We start from the raw sequence: 17,328 nt of genomic DNA, 5'->3' as shown, positions 1-17,328 counted from the left end.
CGTTGCGTGCCTACCTTGTGCAGAGAATACTGCGTTCGGTAGCTTCGCCGCTGCGGTTTTCTGTTCAGATCAGGCGCCATCCACGCCCGAAAATATCCTCCTGAAAGAAGCAAGCACAAGCCAGGCGGGACCTTGTGATCCATTCCCACAGCTTGTTCGCTATCCGACCACCGACACCTGCGCCAAGCCGGCGTCGACAATCATGTTCTGACCTGTGACGGCTGCCGACTGGTCCGACGCGAGAAACAGCACCATGTCAGCGATATGCTGCGTCTGGACCGGAAACTTCAGGCACTGCAATTCGACGAAGCGCTTTGCATCGGCGGAATCGAACCACAGCGCCTGTTGCCGCTCGGTCAGCACAGGGCCTGGCAACACCGCGTTGACACGAATGTTGTCGCCGCCCAACTCCCGCGCGAGCGTGCGTGAGATACCGCTGATAGCCGCCTTCGCTGCCGTGTATGCGATGAGATTGGGACGCCCGCGCAACCACGAGATCGAACCCATGTTGATGATCGAGCCGCCGCCTTCACGCGCCATCGCTGGCGCTACGCGCTGCGCCGCGAATACGTGATGCGTGAGATTCGTGCGGATCATGTCGTCCCAACGTTCGGGCGTCAGATCCTGCAGCGCGCACCGGTCATCGCGACCCGCGTTGTTGACCAGTACGCGGATCGGTCCAAGCGCATCGGCGGCCGCATCAAGTGTCTGCCTGTACGCCTCTACGTCGCGAATGTCGCAGCGCGCGAACCACGGACGCGACGCCGCCGGATACCGCTCGCACAAGGCCAGACCGGCGGTTTCATCGAGATCGCAGAACGCGACTCGCGCCCGCTGCGCGACAAACGCATCGACAAGCGTCGCCCCGATTCCCGACCCACCGCCCGACACGAACACGACCGTGTTCGCAAGCGAGGAATAGATCGCGCTCATCAGTAGGCCACCGTCATCGGTGCGTGGTCAGTGTGTCCCTTCATGCGTGCGAGCACCGACTTCGCCTGCTGCATCATGAACACGAGATCGGAGCCGACGGCCACATAGTCGTAACCCATATCGACAAAATCCTTGACCATCTCAGGCGTGGGGCCGAGGGTCCCGATGGGTATGCCGACCGCGCGAGCGCGCTGCGCAGCCGATCGCATCAGCGCCCGCACGCGTTCGCCCTGCAGGTTGCCGATGCTGCCCAATGCCGCCGACAGATCACCCGGGCCGATGAACAGCGCATCGACACCTTCGACCGCGGCAATTTCTTCGAGGCGTTCTATAGCCTCAGGCGTTTCGAGTTGCACGATGCACGTAGTCAGTCCGTTTGCGAGCCTGCTGTAGTCGCTGAACGTGCCATAGCGGCTTGCGCGATGCACGCCCGCAAAGCCCCGCTGTCCCAGCGGCGGATACTTCGCCGATGCGACGATCCGGCGCGCCTGCTCGGCGCTCTGCACGTACGGAAACATCAACGTGCGCGCGCCGAGATCGAGTGCCCGCTTCACGAGCACGGGATCGTCGCTGCCCGCCACGCGTACGATGGGCGTGGCCGGCGTGCAATCGACGGCCTGCAGCATCTGCCATGCGTCGCGAAAATCGATTGGTCCGTGCTCCATATCGATCAGCAGCCAGTCGAATCCGGCATGGCCGAGCGCCTCTGCATTGCTCGCCGTGCCCGCCATCAACCAGGTACCGAGCGGTGGCGTGGATTGGTCCAACAACGCAAGAAACGCGTTCACTTCGGGTTGATGCTTGCTCATCGTGAAACCTCTGCTTGTCAGTAGATCGACGGCTCGACTGGCTCGTGCCAGCCCGCCAGAAAATCGAAATCGCACCCTTCGTTTGCCTGGGTGACATGGTCGAGAAAGAGCTTCGTATAACCGCGCGGCGGCATGTTCACGACCGGCCTCCACTGAGCGCGCCGCTGCGCCAGCTCTTCGTCGGACAGACGCACGTCCAGGCGCCCCGCAGCCACGTCCAGGTCGATCACGTCGCCCGTGCGGATCAATGCAAGCGGACCGCCGGCAGCAGCCTCGGGTGCCACATGCAGCACGCAGGTGCCGTAGTGCGTGCCGCTCATGCGCGAATCCGAAATGCGCACCATGTCGCGCACACCTTTCTCCAGCAGCTTTTTCGGAATCGGCAGATTGCCCCATTCCGGCATGCCCGGCGCGCCAAGCGGACCGCCGTTGCGCAGCACGAGTATCGTGTTCGCGTCGACATCGAGCTCGGGATCGTCGATGCGCGCGTTCAGGTCCGCCATGGAATCGAATACCAGCGCGCGGCCACTGTGCTTGAGGAAGTGTTCGCTCGCGGCGCTCGGCTTGATCACCGCGCCTGACGGAGCGAGATTGCCGCGCAGCACAGCGAGCGCCCGCGCTGCGCTCACGGGCTGCGAGCGCGGGCGAACGACCTCGTTGTCCTCGCACTGCGCGCCTTCGAGGTTATCGCCGAGCGTGTGGCCGTTCACCGTCATGCAGTCAAGTGCGAGCTTGTCGTGAATACGTTGCAGGAGTGCCAGAAGGCCGCCCGCATAGTAGAAATCTTCCATCAGGTTCGAGCCGGACGGCAGCACATTGGCCAGCACCGGCACGCCCTCGCCCAGCCGCTGGATATCATCGAGCGAAAGTGGCACATTGCCCCGGCCCGCAATCGCGATCAGGTGAATCGCCGCGTTCGTCGATCCGCCAATCGCCATATAAGTGGCGATTCCATTGGCTACCGTCTTTTCGTTGAAGAACGTCGAGGGCTTCAGGTCTTCCCACACCATGTCGACGATGCGCGCGCCGCTTTCCGACGCCATGCGCGTATGCGCCGAGTCCATTGCGGGGATGCTTGCCGCGTTAGGTAAAGTGAAGCCCATTGCTTCGGCGATCAGCGTCATCGTGCTCGCAGTGCCCATCGTGTTGCAGGTGCCAGGGGTGCGCGACATGTGCGATTCCAGTGCGATCCATTCGCGCCCGCTCAGATGTCCCGACTGCCGTTCGTCCCAGAACTTGCGTGTGTGCGTTCCCGCGCCGACTTTCTCGCCACGGTACCTGTCGTTGAGCATCGGCCCTGCCGGCACGAAGATGCACGGCAGGTCAGCGCTCAGCGCGCCCATCAGCAGACCGGGCACCGTCTTGTCGCAGCCACCCAGCAACACGGCGCCGTCGACAGGCAGCGAGCGCAGCAGTTCCTCGACCTCCATCGAGAGCAGATTGCGGTAGAGCATCGTCGTCGGCTTGACGAGCACCTCGCCGAGCGACAAGGCCGGCAACTCGAACGGCATGCCGCCCGCCTGGAGGATGCCGCGCTTGACCGCTTCCGCGCGTTCGCGCAAATGCGCGTGGCACGGCGAGAGATCGCTCCACGTATTGACGATTGCAATCAGCGGGCGCGACATGAATTCCTCGCGCCGCAAGCCCATCTGCTGCAACCGCTGCCGGTGAGCGAACGAACGCGTGTTGTCGGGCGCAAGCCATCGCCGGCTGCGGAGATCGTCCAAAAGCTTTCGCTCTTTCTTCACTTGTGACCTGCTTCGATTGAACAGACCCGGCGAAAACTGCCGAGTCTTTTGGATAAAGTTATGTTAGCGCTACTTTGCGTTATTATTTGTTAGCGCTATTCTCAAGTCAACCGAACTTCTTTAGGGGATTTCCCTCGTCATGAGTCAGTCAGTCCGCAAACGACGCGGTTCCGGTCGCACCACATTGCACGACGTCGCCGAACTGGCGAGCGTCTCGGCAATGACGGTCTCGCGATACTTCAACAACAAGGACAGCGTCGGATCCGACATGCAAGAGCGCATCAGGGCCGCCATTGAACAGACGGGCTACGTTCGCAACGTATTCGCGGGCTCGCTCGCCTCCGCGCGCGGCCGCTCGATCGGCATGGTGATTCCGCACATTTCCGGAGGCGTATACGCGGAGACGATTCAGGCCGTGACGGACACGTTGCGTCCGTTCGGGTACCAGTTGCTGCTTGCGTCGAGCAACTATTCGACGGAAGAAGAAGAAGCCGCCGTGCGTGCGTTCATCGGCTGGGCGCCCGCCGCGATTATCCTCACCGGGCAGAAGCGTTCGCGCAAAACCACGGAACTGCTCGCGAACGCCCACATCCCGGTCGTCGAGACATGGGCGCACAAGGCCAGGCCTCAGCATATTCAGGTGGGGTTCTCGAATCCGGCAGTGGGCCGCGACAGCACGCGCTATCTTTACGAGCGCGGTTATCGCCGCATCGTCTTCGTTCATCCGCAACGCCCCGACGACGTAGGCGCAAACGACCGTGCAAGCGGCTACGAAGCGGCGATGCGTGAACTGGATCTGACGCCCGTCACGTTCCGCCCGAAATCCGAGGTCCTGCTGGACGCCGGCATGGAAGCGTTCCAGACGCTCACGAGTGGCCGCAAGCCGGCCGAAGCCATCATCTTTCCCAACGACAACCTTGCCGCTGGTGCGCTGCTCCATGGTCTGCGACAAAAGATCGAGATCCCGCAGACGTGCGCCGTGATGGGCTTTGGCGACCTGTCCATCGCCGACAAGCTGGTGCCGTCGTTGACGACCGTGCGGCCGCCGCGTTATGAAATGGGCAAGATTGCTGCGTTGCGCGTGATCGAATTGCTACGCGCGCTCGAAGAGGACATGCCAACCGATACGATCGAGCGCGACACACTGCTGTCTTATGAAATAGTCCAGCGCGAAAGCGCGTAATGCTCGTAATGTTCGTTCGGATGGCTCATTCGGATGGCTCAGGCGCACTGCGTTTCTCGACCAGCCCGGGCACAGGCACGCGCATCGCAAACACGCCGCCCGATTGCGGATACTGTTCGAGCTCGCTGGCGGGACGGCCCTGGCGCGCGGTGGTCACATAGAGCGTGCGCAGGTCGTCGCCACCGAATGCGCACATGGTCGGGCAGCGCGCGGGCAATTGAAACTCCTCGACGACCTTGCCCTCCGGCGAGATGCGAACAACGCGGCCGCCTTCATACAACGCGGACCAGTAGTGCCCTTCGCTATCCACCGACGCGCCATCGGGACGCCCGCGATCCGTTGGCGTCGGCTCGAACTTGACCCAGTCCTCTCGCGGCCCGGCCTCGCCGGTTTCAATGTCGTACGAATGCCGGTAGATCGTGAAGCGCGGCGTATCCGCGTGATAACACCACCGGTAGTCGGGACTGAACGCCATGCCGTTCGAGGTGAGCAGACCCGCGTCGATCCTTGTCAGCGCGCCGCCTGCGTAGCGATACAGCGACGCTGCATTGGCGGCCTTCGGCTCATCGAGCGTACCGAGCCAGAAGCGGCCCCGCGCGTCACAGCGGCCGTCGTTGAAGCGGCTGGTTGCAGGATTCTCCGGATTCGCGCAGAGCTTGCGCACCATCTGCCCTTTTTCATCGAGCAGAAAAATACCCGTACGCATTCCGGCGATAAAACCGCCGTCTTCGGTCAGCGAGAAGCACCCAATATTTTCGGGTGTCGGAATTGCGGTGTCCTGCCCGGTCGCAGGATCGAAACAATGTAGCGCGGGTGCCTGAATATCGACCCACCAGAGCTTCGCGCGGCGCTCATCCCAGCGCGGACATTCGCCGAGCGCGGCGGCAGCGGGCGATACACATGTGAACGTCTGCATGATGCGGGTTCCTCTCACACGAAGTTTCAATACGGACGTTCGCGGTTCATACGTCCATGTCCATCTCCAGTTTGACCACATCGCCGCGATAAATCACATCTGCATAGTAGACGACGACGCCGTTCGCGTCTTTGAACACGCGCTGCACGCGCGCGACAGGCGAGTCGACCGCGACACGCAAGAGATGCGCTGTATCGGCGTCGGCGGCGCCGATCGTCAGTGTTTGATGAGCCCGGCTCATCGGCCTGGGTTTCATCTCCATCAGGATCGGGATGACCGTTTCCTTGCGAAAACGCGCGCGCGCCCGCGCAAAGATCTGCTCGTCCAGATATAGCCCGATGACACAATACGGTTCGCTGCCCGTCGAATGCACGCGCTTCATGTAGGTGTACGCGCGAGCGAGCGTGCCGTCGCCCTCGCGTATGGGCGGCTGCCGGCTGTTTTCGTCGATTGTCAGCAAGTCGGCCCTGGTCACGCGATAGGTATCGGCCAGCGCATCGAGGCTCGTCACCACATGCACTGGTTTGAGCGACGCAGCCGGCGCGCTGACGAACGTGCCACGGCCTCGCATGGGCGTCAACGCGCCCTCCTTCGTCAACAGTTGCACTGCCTGGCGCGCCGTCACGCGCGCTACGCCGAATTCCGCAGCAAGCTGTTCGAGGGTGGGAATCAGTTCGCCGTCGCGCCACACGACACGCGCAATACGGTCTCGCATGACATCGGCAATTTGCAGGTAAAGCGGGATCGGACTGGATGTGGATGGCCGCATGATGAGCGCGCAATGAACGAACGAGACCGAATCTTACGCCGGTACCCGATGTCGCCCGATTTGCATTTGATGTTGAAGTGGATCGAACTTATAAAGTACTATAACCCATACTTTAATAACTTGCGTCGACTGGAACGTTTATCGACCAGTCGGACGATCCGTGGGACACATAGTCATGACCTACCCTCAGCACGGCCACCCAAACCTGTCGCCCGTCGCGATCAGGCGCGTCGAGACCTACGTGTTGCGCTGCCCGATCGCAACGCCTGTTCAGACGTCGTTCGGCATCATGCGCGACCGCCCTGCGCTGTTCATCGAGGTCATTGATCACGACGGCGCATCCGGCTGGGGTGAAGTGTGGTGCAACTTCCCCGCTTGCGGAGCCGAGCATCGCGCGGCGCTGGTGCAGAGCGTGTTCGCACCGCTCATGGAAGGACAGCGCGTCGCGCATCCCGCAGCCATGTTCGAGCATCTGACGCGGCGTACCGCCGTGCTCGCACTGCAGTCGGGCGAGCCTGGCCCCATCGCGCAGGTCATTGCGGGCATCGACCTCGCGTTATGGGACCTGCAGGCGCGGCGTGCCGGTCTGCCGCTCTGGCGGCTGCTTGGCGGTAAGTCCGACGAAATCGGCGTCTATGCGAGCGGCCTGAATCCGACCGGAGCGGAGTTGATCGTGGCCGAGCACCTCGCGCGCGGCTTCGACGCCTTCAAGCTGAAACTCGGGTTCGGACGCGAGCGCGATGCCGCGAACCTGAAGAGGGTTCGCGAGATCATTGGTCCGGAACGCCGCCTGATGGTCGACGCCAATCAGGCGTGGAATCTCGACACCGCGTTATCCATGGCCGAGGTGCTCGACGAGTATCGTCCCCTATGGCTCGAAGAGCCGCTGCGCTGCGATCGCCCCATCATGGAGTGGCAGATGTTGAGCGCCCGGACCGCCATCCCGCTCGCGGCGGGCGAAAACTTTGCGAATCACGCCGCGTTCAAGGAAGGCATCGCCAGCGGCGCACTCAGCGTGATTCAGCCCGATGCCGCCAAGTGGGGCGGCATTTCCGGCAACTGGCCTGTGACCCAGGCAGTGCAGGCGGCGGGGCTCACGTATTGCCCGCATTACCTCGGCGCAGGCGTGGGCCTGCTTGCGTCGGCGCATCTGCTCGCTGCAGCAGGCGACAGCGGCGGACGCGGTCTGCTCGAAGTCGATGCCAATCCCAACCCGCTTCGTTCGCGGTTATCGGGTCCGATCGAGACGCCTGCCGGTGGCCGCGTGCATCTTGGCGAAGCGCCGGGCATCGGCATCACGCCTGACATTGCATCACTGCGCCGCGAGATCGCGGCCGCCGGATAACCGGACTGCACACCACCCTCGTTCTCTCTACTTGCATGGACATTCAATGAGCACCACGCCTTCTTATTCCAATACCCAACTCTTCATCGACAACACCTGGCGCGCCACGTCGCGCACGCTGCCCGTGGCCAACCCCGCAACGGAGATCGAGATCGGCCGTGTGTCAATGGCGGACACGGCCGACCTCGACGAAGCAGCCGCAGCCTCTTTACGTGGCTTCAAAACCTGGCGCAGGGTCCCGGCTTTTGAGCGCGGCGCACTCATGCGCCACGCCGCGCAACTGATGCGCGAACGTGCCGAAGATATCGCCGTCACCATGACCCTGGAACAGGGCAAGCCGCTTGCGGAGTCGCGCGCTGAAACGCTGGCTTCCGCGGACGTCATTGAATGGTTCGCCGAGGAAGCGCGCCGCACCTATGGCCGCGTGATTCCGTCACGTGTCAACATCGTCCGGCAGATCGTCATGCTCGAACCCGTCGGCCCTGTCGCCGCATTCACGCCGTGGAATTTCCCGATCAACCAGGCAGTGCGCAAGATTGCTGCCGCCCTTGCGGCGGGATGCTCCGTCGTGCTGAAAGGCCCCGAGGAAACACCCGCAAGTTGCGCCGCGCTCGTTCGCGCCTTTTCGGATGCCGGCTTGCCTGCCGGCGTGCTGAACCTCGTGTTCGGCGTACCCGCCGAGATATCGAACCACCTGATCGCCCACCCCACCATCCGGAAGATATCGTTCACGGGTTCGACGGCGGTCGGCAAACTGCTTGCGGCCAAAGCGGGTGAGCACATGAAGCGTGCAACGATGGAACTCGGCGGCCATGCGCCCGCACTCGTCTTCGCCGACAGCGATGTACCACGCGCCGCTCGACTGCTCGCCGCCGCGAAATATCGTAATGCGGGTCAGGTGTGCATCTCGCCTACGCGCTTCATCGTCGAACACTCCGTATGCGACGAGTTCATGGAGCACTTCGTCGTCGCGGCGCAAACCATCCACGTGGGCAACGGCCTGCACGACGGTGTACAGATGGGCGCGCTTGCCAACGCCCGGCGTCTGCATGCAATGGAGCAACTTGTAGCAGATGCGGTCGCGCAAGGCGCGACGATAGCCACGGGAGGCAAACGGCGGGAGCGCGAAGGCTACTTCTTTGAACCCACCTTGCTGATCGATGTACCGCCATCCGCGCGCATCATGAACGAAGAGCCCTTCGGCCCGATCGCGGCCGTCTCGACTTTCAGCACTTACGATGAGGCCATCGGCGAAGCCAACCGCTTGCCCTTCGGTCTTGCCGCGTATGCATACACATGCTCAGCGGCCACGATGGCGTCGCTGGGCGACGATATCGAGAGCGGCATGATCTCGATCAATCACCACGGACTTGGAATACCTGAAACACCGTTTGGGGGGATCAAGGATTCTGGATACGGATCGGAAGGCGGCAGCGAGGCGCTGGAAGCGTATCTGAATACGAAATTCGTTTCCGAGCATCGTTGAGGCGTCGTTTGCGCATCGAGCTGCCAACGAGAGAACGCCTCATGCCATCTTCTCCTCGTCTTTGGATCATCTGTCCAGTGGCGGCATCGACGACTGCATATTGACGAGGCGAGCTGATCAGAAAATCAGGAACACTCGCGAGACACGGCCATCCTGGCCGACGGTTATCAAGAGCACGCGTTGCTCATTTTCCGCTCACTCTTCAGGCCTACGATGCACTCCATCGACGAGCGGCGCCTTGATTTACGGCTAATTCCAATTGCCTGCTGCAATCGTCGTGACGCGGCAGACCATTGGTCCGCCTTGAATCCAATCACTGACTGGAGTGCATCATGTTTGCGAAATTTGCCAAAACGCTGAATGAGTTTTTCTTCCTCACCGAAGAACAGAAACGCGAGTCCTATCTGGGGAAGTCAGTCGACTTCGTCGATCTCGAACGTCGCATACACGCCTTCGAAATGAACCACCAGCCGATCACCTTGTATTCCGATAGCACGTCGCGTGACCGGCATTTTTGATTTCGCGCGAAACGCGGCCGCGTCATTGTCAGGCCCTTCGAGTATCAACATCTTGCTCAAGGGGCTGGTCCAGGAGATGTTCAGCACAATGGTTTTGTGGCCGAAATCGCACGGCGTACCGACGGACTGCCCGTTCCTGCCGACTAGTGTGTCGCAATGAACCTGACAATGCGGTCAGCCAACTGACGAGGGTACTGATACATCATCGCGTGGCCGCCGGCCGTGACTTCCACCAGCGTGGCATTGGGCAGGATGTGACCGAGCACAACGGAATTGCGCGGTCGCAGCACCTCGTCGCTTGTGCCAGCGAGGATCAGCGCCGGCACCGTGACGCGATCGAGACCCCGGAGCGCCTGATCGTCCTGCTTCCACCGCTGCAGAATGAGGTCCTGCGCGTGCGTCACTGCGCCTGTGATGTGCGGTTCGGCATAGCCCTCAGGCGCGAACATGTCATGGACGAAACATGCTTTAGCACTCGGTAGTGCAGATGCGGGAAACAGGACTTCCATCACGCGGTCGAAGTGCTCGCTGCCGCTTCCCGACAAGGCCTGGTCAACGTCAGTTGGCGGCAGCGCAGCGCGCGGCCCGGGAGGCATTGACGAAAGCAGAATGAGCTTCGAGATCAGCGAAGGCTCGTCAATCGCGAGTTGCTGCGCGATGATGCCGCCCATCGACCAGCCCAATACCGTCGCGTTCTTCAAATGCAGGCCCCGGATCAGCGCAGCGGTATCGCCTGCCAGATCGCGCACACTGTAACTCGCGCCACGCATCTGCGACTGCCCTATTCCGCGATTGTCGAAGACGACAACCTCATGATGCTTCGCGAGATTGGAGAGAAAGTACGCATTCCATTCGGCCATGCTCGCGCGATAACCGGCAATCAGCACGATCGGACTGCCGTGACCAAACCGGTAATACCCGATCGATCCGTTCGGCGTCTCGAGTACCTGCTCTTTCGGTCCTGCTTCGCGATCTTGACGGAACGTGTCTGACCCACATTGCATGTCATCCTGCCAGGCGACCGTTCCGGCATAAGCGACCGGCAGCATCTGCGGGACGAGCAACCCGGAGCAGACCAGCAACTGCGCAATCAGGCGACAGCTACTGCGTTTCCGGCGCGGCAGCAAACCGCTGGTCGCCGCCGGCCGATACGTAAATGTCATGCTGACTCCTCTTGACTCGATGCACGTCAGCATAGCGATCGTTTGTTAGCGCAAAGTGAGCACACGCCGATCCGACGTTTCCGCGACGTCGTTCGCAACAAGCGGTCAACGCCCGCTGTTTGCAAGGTATGACGCGCTAATTTTCCTCTCATTCTGCCGCCTCATGATAACGCTATGGATCACGAACGGCATGGGCCGCCGCGTTCCACTGTCCCACTACAAAGAGGCACCCGGAATGTTCACAAGGATTCTAGTTGCGGTTAGTGCAAGCTCGGCCGATACGGTATTGGAATCGGCCATCGAAATTTCCCAAAAGTACGATGCGCACATTTTTGCGCTGCACGTGGTCGACCCCACACCCTGCTGGATGGGGCCACTCGACTACGACTTCGGACTCATCGTCCAGGCGCTGGAAGCACATGGACGCGAAATCGTTACCCGAATGTCCGATGTGCTTGACGATCATTCGGGTCCCACCGAAACCCGCATGGTCACGCTGCCAATATCGGGGCAGTCGGTGGGTCAAGCGATCGCCTCCGCCGCCGACTCGTCGGGTGCCGACCTGATTCTTCTCGGCGCGCGGAAATCGGGCTGGTGGCGCTGGATGAGCGAAGACGTCGCCTCGGAAGTACGGCGCCATACGAACACGCCGATTCAGACCGTCTCCGCCAAAGTCATCGGCGGCTCGACGCGCCGTGGCGCTACACGCTGGACCGGTGCGCCGGCCGCTGACGCCCGCTAACCCGGGTGCCGGCATCGATCGCGGCATTCGCCTCTGACAGGCGACAAGGCGGTCACCAGGATTTATTTAACGATGAACCCCAATCCTCGGCAGGACACATCTATACGTTCGTTATCCTCAGTTAGAGGATGAATGTGGTGAATTGAACTACCACGGTGACTCACCTGAATCATTTCAGAGTCCCTTTCACCGGGCCATTCTTGCCGAGATAACAAGGAGTAGAGAATGCGTCACTATCATTGCAACAGTCCCGAGGCAGCGGGCCGCATCCTGGCCGCCTGTCTGCTTTCCGACGGACACCTTGGCCTCACGGAACTTGAAGCGCTCGATCGCTGCGGCATGGAAAGGCGGCTGTCATTAAATCGAAGCCGTTTGCTCTCCATCGTGCAAACGCTGTACGAAGACCTGACGCGCTGCGGGTACCTGAGCTGGAGCGACGTGTGTCAGGTTGACCCTGCGACACTCGCTTGCCTGGCGGCTGATGTGCACGACCGGCAACTCCGTCGCGACATCATCGATCTATGCAACGAAGCCGTCATGGCGGACCATAGCTACTGCGATCGGGAGGCCGACTTCCTGAGACTGCTGCGCGACGCGTGGCAACTTCCGGCGCAATGACTTCAGACGCATCCCGCTCGCCTGACAGCCGCCGGCCACCTACTCGCCCACATGCTGCAGACAGATCTCTTTGGAAACGGCAAGATGTCATTTTAAATTGCGATGCGGGCCATGCGCCGCATCCAGTGATTGAAGAGACACCTGCCCGGGAAGTTCAAGACAATCGGGTTGCAGGCGCTGAGTCGCAACCGCTCGCTAGCCTGAGCGATCACCGCCCGCTTCAGCAACTCGGCTGCCGGCCGGTGATGTGCTTCAAGTTCAAGTTATCGTCCTATGAACTTGAGTGCGTCCATCATCGGCGTCTTCGACACATTGACCATTCCCTGAAATGGCGTGTCGAGATCAAGGACAACAAACACGGCAGTCGTCGCCGATAAGGCGCAAAGCAAAAATACAACGCACATGCTCCAGTTTCTGGGTGCACTGAAGCCGAATATGCCGAATATGACAACCAGCCATCCAACCAGGATCGCAATGAGAGGGGTCGGAATCGAGCCCCTCCTGTGTTCGAGTGCAAGCCATCGACCTGCAAATACGTTGTCCCAAAGTTCCATCGCCCGGTCACGGAGTTTTTCCTGCGAAGGGCCGAGGGTCTGCAGAGCGAAAATGCGTCCCTGGATGTCATAGGTACTCGCGAGGATCTCTCGCGATTCTGCCTCTGCGGTCGTTCCCCTTTCGTTGGAAAACAGGAAGGAGATCCATTGGGCATAGTCGTTCTTGATGTCGACGCGCAGACCTTCGGCCGATGGGCCAAACTCGGACAAATTTCGGTCCAGCTGGATCATTGCGACGCTATTGTGCTGGAGCGCGGTGTTGACCAGGTCGAGCGACGAATTTCCGGACGAAATCAGCAGGCTAAGCACCAACGCCGACAGCGTCGCCACCAGACCAACGGCAATACGCATTGCGGCGAGTGAGTCTTCAGAGAAATGGTGATCTGCCAGGCTTGCGCGCACACGCGACCCCAGCGCTGCACTCAAAAGAATGAGAGCAAGCACAATGGCAGAAAAGACATAGTGATCCATGTGGAAACGGTTTCCTTCGATCGCACGGGCCAGGTGATTCAGGTCGAGCTGCCGCGGCAGTCATGCTGCAGATGTAAAACCGGGCACGCAGGAGGCTATGCGTTATCAGGCTTCCGACCTGGCGGGTCCTGATGGGCGGCTAATCCGGTATTCCGGGCGACCGCATCAGGCGTGGTGATGGGAATGTTAAGGTCAGGCCACATGCACGCAGCGAAAACCGTAAGTACGGTGACTGCTCGTAAGCACGTTGCCTCGCTGATCTGAGATAAACCACTGCATTCCAGAAATGCGACGTTCGAACGCCGGGATATTGAGTTCCCGTGCGGCCGGATAGCTAGCTGCGAGCAACTAGCTATCCCGCACATTTACGAATCCCGATCGGCGACGAAGCCACGACAAGGCGTGTCTGATGCCGGCCTATGATGGAATCTACGCTTTACCAGCGTGCTGTCCGTATGGAACGCATCGGGACATTCCGCCTTCAATTTTTCGATCGTCATTTCAACATGTTCGATGCCGAATTTTGATGCGTTAATCAATTCTACTTGATGAGGATAGCTGATCTTCATGGTCTATCATCCTGACGGAAATCGTTCAATAAAATATAACCGGAAAAGTAGTGTGGGGACGCTCAGCTGTGCTCGAACAGCGCGATTCGGCCACTCTTGTACAGGTCGCGGACTTTACTCGCCAACGGTGCCTGCGGCGTCTGCTTGCACTCGCCAACGATTGCGGCTACCGGCGTTGCAACATCGACGACTGTCGTCACGGTCTCGCTTACGCCCAGCTTGTCGACGCCTGAAACCCAATAGACGAGCGCCGGCTTGTAGGCGTCGTCCACCGCGAGGAAATCCGAGCAGCTCATCTGTGCGGGCGTAACGGGCTTTGCGGCTTGCGCAAGAGCGAGCGGGGATACACATAGACCGGCCAACACGGCGGTTGCAATTGCAAGGTGCTTCATAACATTCTCCAGATGGTATTGCAGGTCTTTCCGCCTTCGGCGATAGAGTCCTGCTTGTTGATAAATCAATACTCCCGGCTTCGAGGATGAATGCTCGGGCTGATTGTGCGCACCCTCTCGAATCGGGCACGCGTACTACGCAATGGAACTTGCCAGGCGTTGTTCACCAGCAAGTGCTGGTACGCCTTCATTGACTGGATACATCGTATCGGCAGTAAGTTAGGGGAAAATTACCCTTGTGCCATCGATCGCATATAGCGGACTTCGCATCTGTATTCCAACTGCCGGCTCACCAACTCACTGTCATACGAGACGGTGCGACCGGATAGGTCATCAGCATTACCAGTAGCCGAAAGTTTGCGGATAGCCATAGACAACGGCTGGCGCAGGCGCCAGGACGGGCGGCGGTGCGTACATTGGCGCGGTCGAATAGACGGCCGGGTGTGTGATCTGATTCCCCTTGGACGCCATGCATTGCGAATAAGCGGCGTCGTAGCGGGCTTGCAGACTGGCCGAAGTGGCCTGAGCGCCGTTGGCGCCCACTGCGCTGCCAAGCAGCAATCCAGCGCCGGCGCCAATCGCCGCGCCGATACCGGCATCGCCGGCTGCCGCGCCAAAAAGCGCGCCTGCTGCCGCACCGCCTACGGTGCCGATCGCCCCGGTGCGCAGACCGTCGTTGGCCGCCGCCGATGGTTGCGAGGCATTGTCAGAGCGGAACGCATAATCCCTGCACGCGTAATCTTCCTGCTGGAATTTGCCCAGCGGCTCTCCTGTGGGCGGCAATGCGACCACGGTCGGGCCAGTGGGAGGAATGACGGCGCACCCGGTCAGGGAAAGGGCGATCAAGCATAGAGATGTTGCCACGCACACGAGTTGTAAACGTTTCATGATGTTAGATATCCAGTGAGTACACAGATGTCATAGTGACGTCGAAGAATTAGCGCTGAATTACTTCGCGGTGAGTGAAGAACCTGTGCTCCCGGAACCCAGCGAATCAATCGCTGGTCGTTTTTTTAAAATCAGGAATACTAGTCATCTTGACCCTGTCGCACCTGATTCATTACCGCGACATCCGGCAAGCCCATCGGGGGCTATCGCTCCTTGCGCTCGACGACGCAAATCACACGGAAACGCCGACCACGTTGCTCTGTCGGTGCGACTCCATATCGAATTCGATACGGCTCGTTCTATTGCGCGGCTCATCCTGAAGAAGGGCTTCGATCGCCATACGGTCCACTTTGCCCTGTTCGGTTTGTGGCACGCGATCTACGGCGATAATGCGTACCCGGTTCGAAATGGAAATGCCGAACACAGCTTCGAGAATGCTTGCGCACCGCGCAACCTGCACGTGTCTTCCTGGCCATGGCTCAACCAACGCGTTCCATGTATATCCCGCTGAACCGTTTCCTGGTGCATATGCCGCGGCATACCGCACGTCAGGCAGCCAGCAGAGGATCTCCTCAATCCTGGTCGGGCTGATATAAACACCATCGATCACAGCCACATCGGACGCACGCCCGAGCACATGCAGGTGGCCGTCCTCGTCGATGAAACCGGTGTCGCCCATGCGGCACCAGCCGTTGCGAAACTTGCGTGACTCCGCTTCCGGCTGCCTGTAGTAGCCCTGCGCCACACAACACGACCTCACCTCGATGTTGCCGATCTCCCCTACACCCGCGAAGCGTTCGTCCAGGCGGCGAATGCGTACCTCGACGCCGTCCACAATGCGCCCGGCGCCGGATGCCATGTTGACGGTTGCCTCGTACCCCGGCGGCGCAAGCACGCTCACCAGACCCGCCTCGCTCGCTCCGTACATATGCTTGAGCACCGGGCCGAAACGGCTGATTGCGCGTTGTCGCAGAACCGCAGGCGCCGAGCCGCCGATGTGTGCAATCGAGCGCAACGACGACAGATCGCGCCAGCGCGCGTCCGGATGATCCATCGTTTCGAAAAGTTGTGGCTCGACGAGCAGCAAGTCGGTGATGCGTTCCGACTCGATCATCGCGAGCGTCGCGGCAGGCTCGTATTGGCGGTCGAGCACGACCGTGCCCCCACCGATCAAGGTCGAGTCCACCAGCACTTGTGAAATGTATGCGAGCGCCCCGTTGACGAGTTGCCGCTTATCTTCCGCCCTCTCTGCTCTGATCATTGCCGAATACGCTGCGAACGATCTCCGGCTGCATTTCGGCACACCCGTCGTGCCACCGGACGATACGATCACGGCGAGGTCATCGGGCATGGAACGGCTGCGCAAGGGCCGATCCGAACGCTCTGCGGCAAGCCGATCCAGCCGTAAGGTATCAGCGCCGAAACCCACCGGCACGACGAGCGCAGTCACGCCTTCCGGGACGAGGTGCACGGTTTCTCCGAACACAATCAGGAGCGTGGGCTGGATTCTGGCAAGCAGCGTGCTGTGTTGATCGCGCTTCGCGAGCGCGGGCATGAACAGCGTCGTGGCGCCGAGAAGATTCGCCGAGTAGCGAATGGCGAGCGCATCGGGACAATTGGGTGCGAGCAATGCGACCACAGAACCCCGGCCAATGCCGAGTGCCTCGAGCGCACGTGCGTAGCGAAAGATCGAGCGACGCAGCGCGCCGCCGGTAACGTCAGTATGAAGATAGCGCAGTACGGGTCTATCGGACCGTATGCCCAGCTGGTCGAGTAATGCATCGACATAGAGCGGCCCGGTTGTTTCGCTGTAATTTGTCATGATCTATTCTCTTTCGTGAGTCATGTGGCGGCCCTCGCTGCGCATGTCGGCCGTGAGCCTGCGCGTTCTCGAAATCCGATCCCACCCTTGCTTTCCACGCATGATGAGCGCGGAAAATGAGCACAGAATGAGCGCAGGACCAGCTGACCAGTGCGATCGTGAAATCCCGATTTCCTGAGCCGCTAATTCCCGTCTAAGATTTCGACACTACTATCCGCTTCATCGATTCATCGACGTACATGAACACTTGAGAGGGAAAAATGGCATGGTCAAGCTGGCGGCGGTAACCAAACTTTATAGAGCAAAGTAGTTATCCTTATCAAAACGGCGAGCCCGAATTGCCGAATAAACTAACGGTGGGAGGTTCCATGAGTCACGCACTATTTGAGATTTCATCGGTTA

At 60.3% G+C, this 17,328-nt stretch carries 17 protein-coding genes; 6 read left to right on the top strand and 11 right to left on the bottom strand.

Going from position 1 to position 17,328, the window contains the following annotated elements:
• Positions 1–159 precede the first annotated feature (159 nt).
• The 3 genes from ABH944_RS19745 to araD are packed head-to-tail and all read right to left on the bottom strand — an operon-like array spanning position 160 to position 3,490.
• Positions 160–933 carry an SDR family NAD(P)-dependent oxidoreductase gene (locus tag ABH944_RS19745; protein ID WP_404608439.1) on the bottom strand — a complete coding sequence of 258 codons (774 nt, stop codon included), beginning with the start codon at positions 931–933 and terminating at the stop codon, positions 160–162.
• A complete protein-coding gene (locus ABH944_RS19740) occupies positions 933–1,742 on the bottom strand; it encodes an HpcH/HpaI aldolase family protein (RefSeq protein WP_404608438.1) in 810 nt (269 codons plus the stop codon). Before ABH944_RS19740 ends, ABH944_RS19745 begins: the two co-directional genes overlap by 1 nt.
• A 17-nt stretch (positions 1,743–1,759) precedes the next feature.
• Positions 1,760–3,490 carry an L-arabinonate dehydratase gene (gene araD, locus ABH944_RS19735; RefSeq protein WP_404608436.1) on the bottom strand — a complete coding sequence of 577 codons (1,731 nt, stop codon included), beginning with the start codon at positions 3,488–3,490 and terminating at the stop codon, positions 1,760–1,762.
• Positions 3,491–3,629: 139 nt separating this feature from the next.
• On the opposite strand from araD, the gene ABH944_RS19730 reads away from it, so the two are divergent.
• Positions 3,630–4,673, top strand: coding sequence for a LacI family DNA-binding transcriptional regulator (locus ABH944_RS19730; RefSeq protein WP_404608434.1), 1,044 nt, complete (start codon positions 3,630–3,632; stop codon positions 4,671–4,673).
• A 25-nt stretch (positions 4,674–4,698) separates the two neighbouring features.
• Here ABH944_RS19730 and ABH944_RS19725 read toward each other — a convergent pair whose 3' ends face one another.
• A complete protein-coding gene (locus ABH944_RS19725; RefSeq protein WP_404608432.1) occupies positions 4,699–5,589 on the bottom strand; it encodes an SMP-30/gluconolactonase/LRE family protein in 891 nt (296 codons plus the stop codon).
• A 46-nt stretch (positions 5,590–5,635) separates the two neighbouring features.
• Positions 5,636–6,358: a GntR family transcriptional regulator gene (locus ABH944_RS19720; protein ID WP_404608430.1), complete on the bottom strand. Its 723-nt coding sequence runs from the start codon at positions 6,356–6,358 to the stop codon at positions 5,636–5,638.
• Between the two features lie 175 nt (positions 6,359–6,533).
• Between ABH944_RS19720 and ABH944_RS19715 the strand changes: the two genes are divergently transcribed.
• From ABH944_RS19715 to ABH944_RS19705, 3 genes are all read left to right on the top strand, one after another.
• Positions 6,534–7,703, top strand: coding sequence for a mandelate racemase/muconate lactonizing enzyme family protein (locus ABH944_RS19715; protein WP_404608428.1), 1,170 nt, complete (start codon positions 6,534–6,536; stop codon positions 7,701–7,703).
• A gap of 46 nt (positions 7,704–7,749) precedes the next feature.
• Positions 7,750–9,189, top strand: coding sequence for an NAD-dependent succinate-semialdehyde dehydrogenase (locus ABH944_RS19710; protein WP_404608427.1), 1,440 nt, complete (start codon positions 7,750–7,752; stop codon positions 9,187–9,189).
• 332 nt (positions 9,190–9,521) lie between these two features.
• A complete protein-coding gene (locus tag ABH944_RS19705) occupies positions 9,522–9,707 on the top strand; it encodes a hypothetical protein (RefSeq protein WP_404608426.1) in 186 nt (61 codons plus the stop codon).
• 143 nt (positions 9,708–9,850) lie between these two features.
• Here ABH944_RS19705 and ABH944_RS19700 read toward each other — a convergent pair whose 3' ends face one another.
• Positions 9,851–10,870, bottom strand: a complete 1,020-nt coding sequence (locus tag ABH944_RS19700) for an alpha/beta fold hydrolase (protein WP_404608424.1) — start codon at positions 10,868–10,870, stop codon at positions 9,851–9,853.
• 235 nt (positions 10,871–11,105) lie between these two features.
• Here ABH944_RS19700 and ABH944_RS19695 point away from each other — a divergent pair, with 235 nt between their 5' ends.
• Both ABH944_RS19695 and ABH944_RS19690 read left to right on the top strand, forming a co-directional pair.
• A complete protein-coding gene (locus tag ABH944_RS19695; RefSeq protein ID WP_404608423.1) occupies positions 11,106–11,612 on the top strand; it encodes a universal stress protein in 507 nt (168 codons plus the stop codon).
• Between the two features lie 225 nt (positions 11,613–11,837).
• Positions 11,838–12,230, top strand: coding sequence for a tellurite resistance TerB family protein (locus tag ABH944_RS19690; protein ID WP_062089535.1), 393 nt, complete (start codon positions 11,838–11,840; stop codon positions 12,228–12,230).
• Between the two features lie 263 nt (positions 12,231–12,493).
• On the opposite strand, the gene ABH944_RS19685 is transcribed toward ABH944_RS19690, so the two are convergent.
• The 5 genes from ABH944_RS19685 to ABH944_RS19665 all read right to left on the bottom strand — a co-directional run bounded on the left by ABH944_RS19685 (position 12,494) and on the right by ABH944_RS19665 (position 16,926).
• Positions 12,494–13,255 (bottom strand): bestrophin-like domain, encoded by a 762-nt coding sequence (locus tag ABH944_RS19685; RefSeq protein ID WP_404608421.1) that lies wholly within the window; start codon positions 13,253–13,255, stop codon positions 12,494–12,496.
• A gap of 365 nt (positions 13,256–13,620) precedes the next feature.
• Positions 13,621–13,824, bottom strand: coding sequence for a hypothetical protein (locus ABH944_RS19680; protein WP_062089533.1), 204 nt, complete (start codon positions 13,822–13,824; stop codon positions 13,621–13,623).
• Between the two features lie 62 nt (positions 13,825–13,886).
• Entirely contained in the window at positions 13,887–14,216 is a 330-nt protein-coding gene (locus ABH944_RS19675) for an HdeA/HdeB family chaperone (RefSeq protein ID WP_404608419.1), read from the bottom strand.
• 339 nt (positions 14,217–14,555) lie between these two features.
• Entirely contained in the window at positions 14,556–15,104 is a 549-nt protein-coding gene (locus ABH944_RS19670) for a glycine zipper family protein (protein ID WP_404608418.1), read from the bottom strand.
• A 232-nt stretch (positions 15,105–15,336) separates the two neighbouring features.
• Positions 15,337–16,926, bottom strand: a complete 1,590-nt coding sequence (locus ABH944_RS19665) for a class I adenylate-forming enzyme family protein (protein WP_404608416.1) — start codon at positions 16,924–16,926, stop codon at positions 15,337–15,339.
• Positions 16,927–17,328: the final 402 nt, after the last annotated feature.

Source organism: Caballeronia udeis (assembly GCF_044909315.1).
GTDB lineage: Bacteria > Pseudomonadota > Gammaproteobacteria > Burkholderiales > Burkholderiaceae > Caballeronia > Caballeronia udeis_A.
The sequence above is the reverse complement of the archived record's forward strand: the minus strand, read 5'-3'. Positions and strand labels throughout refer to the sequence as shown.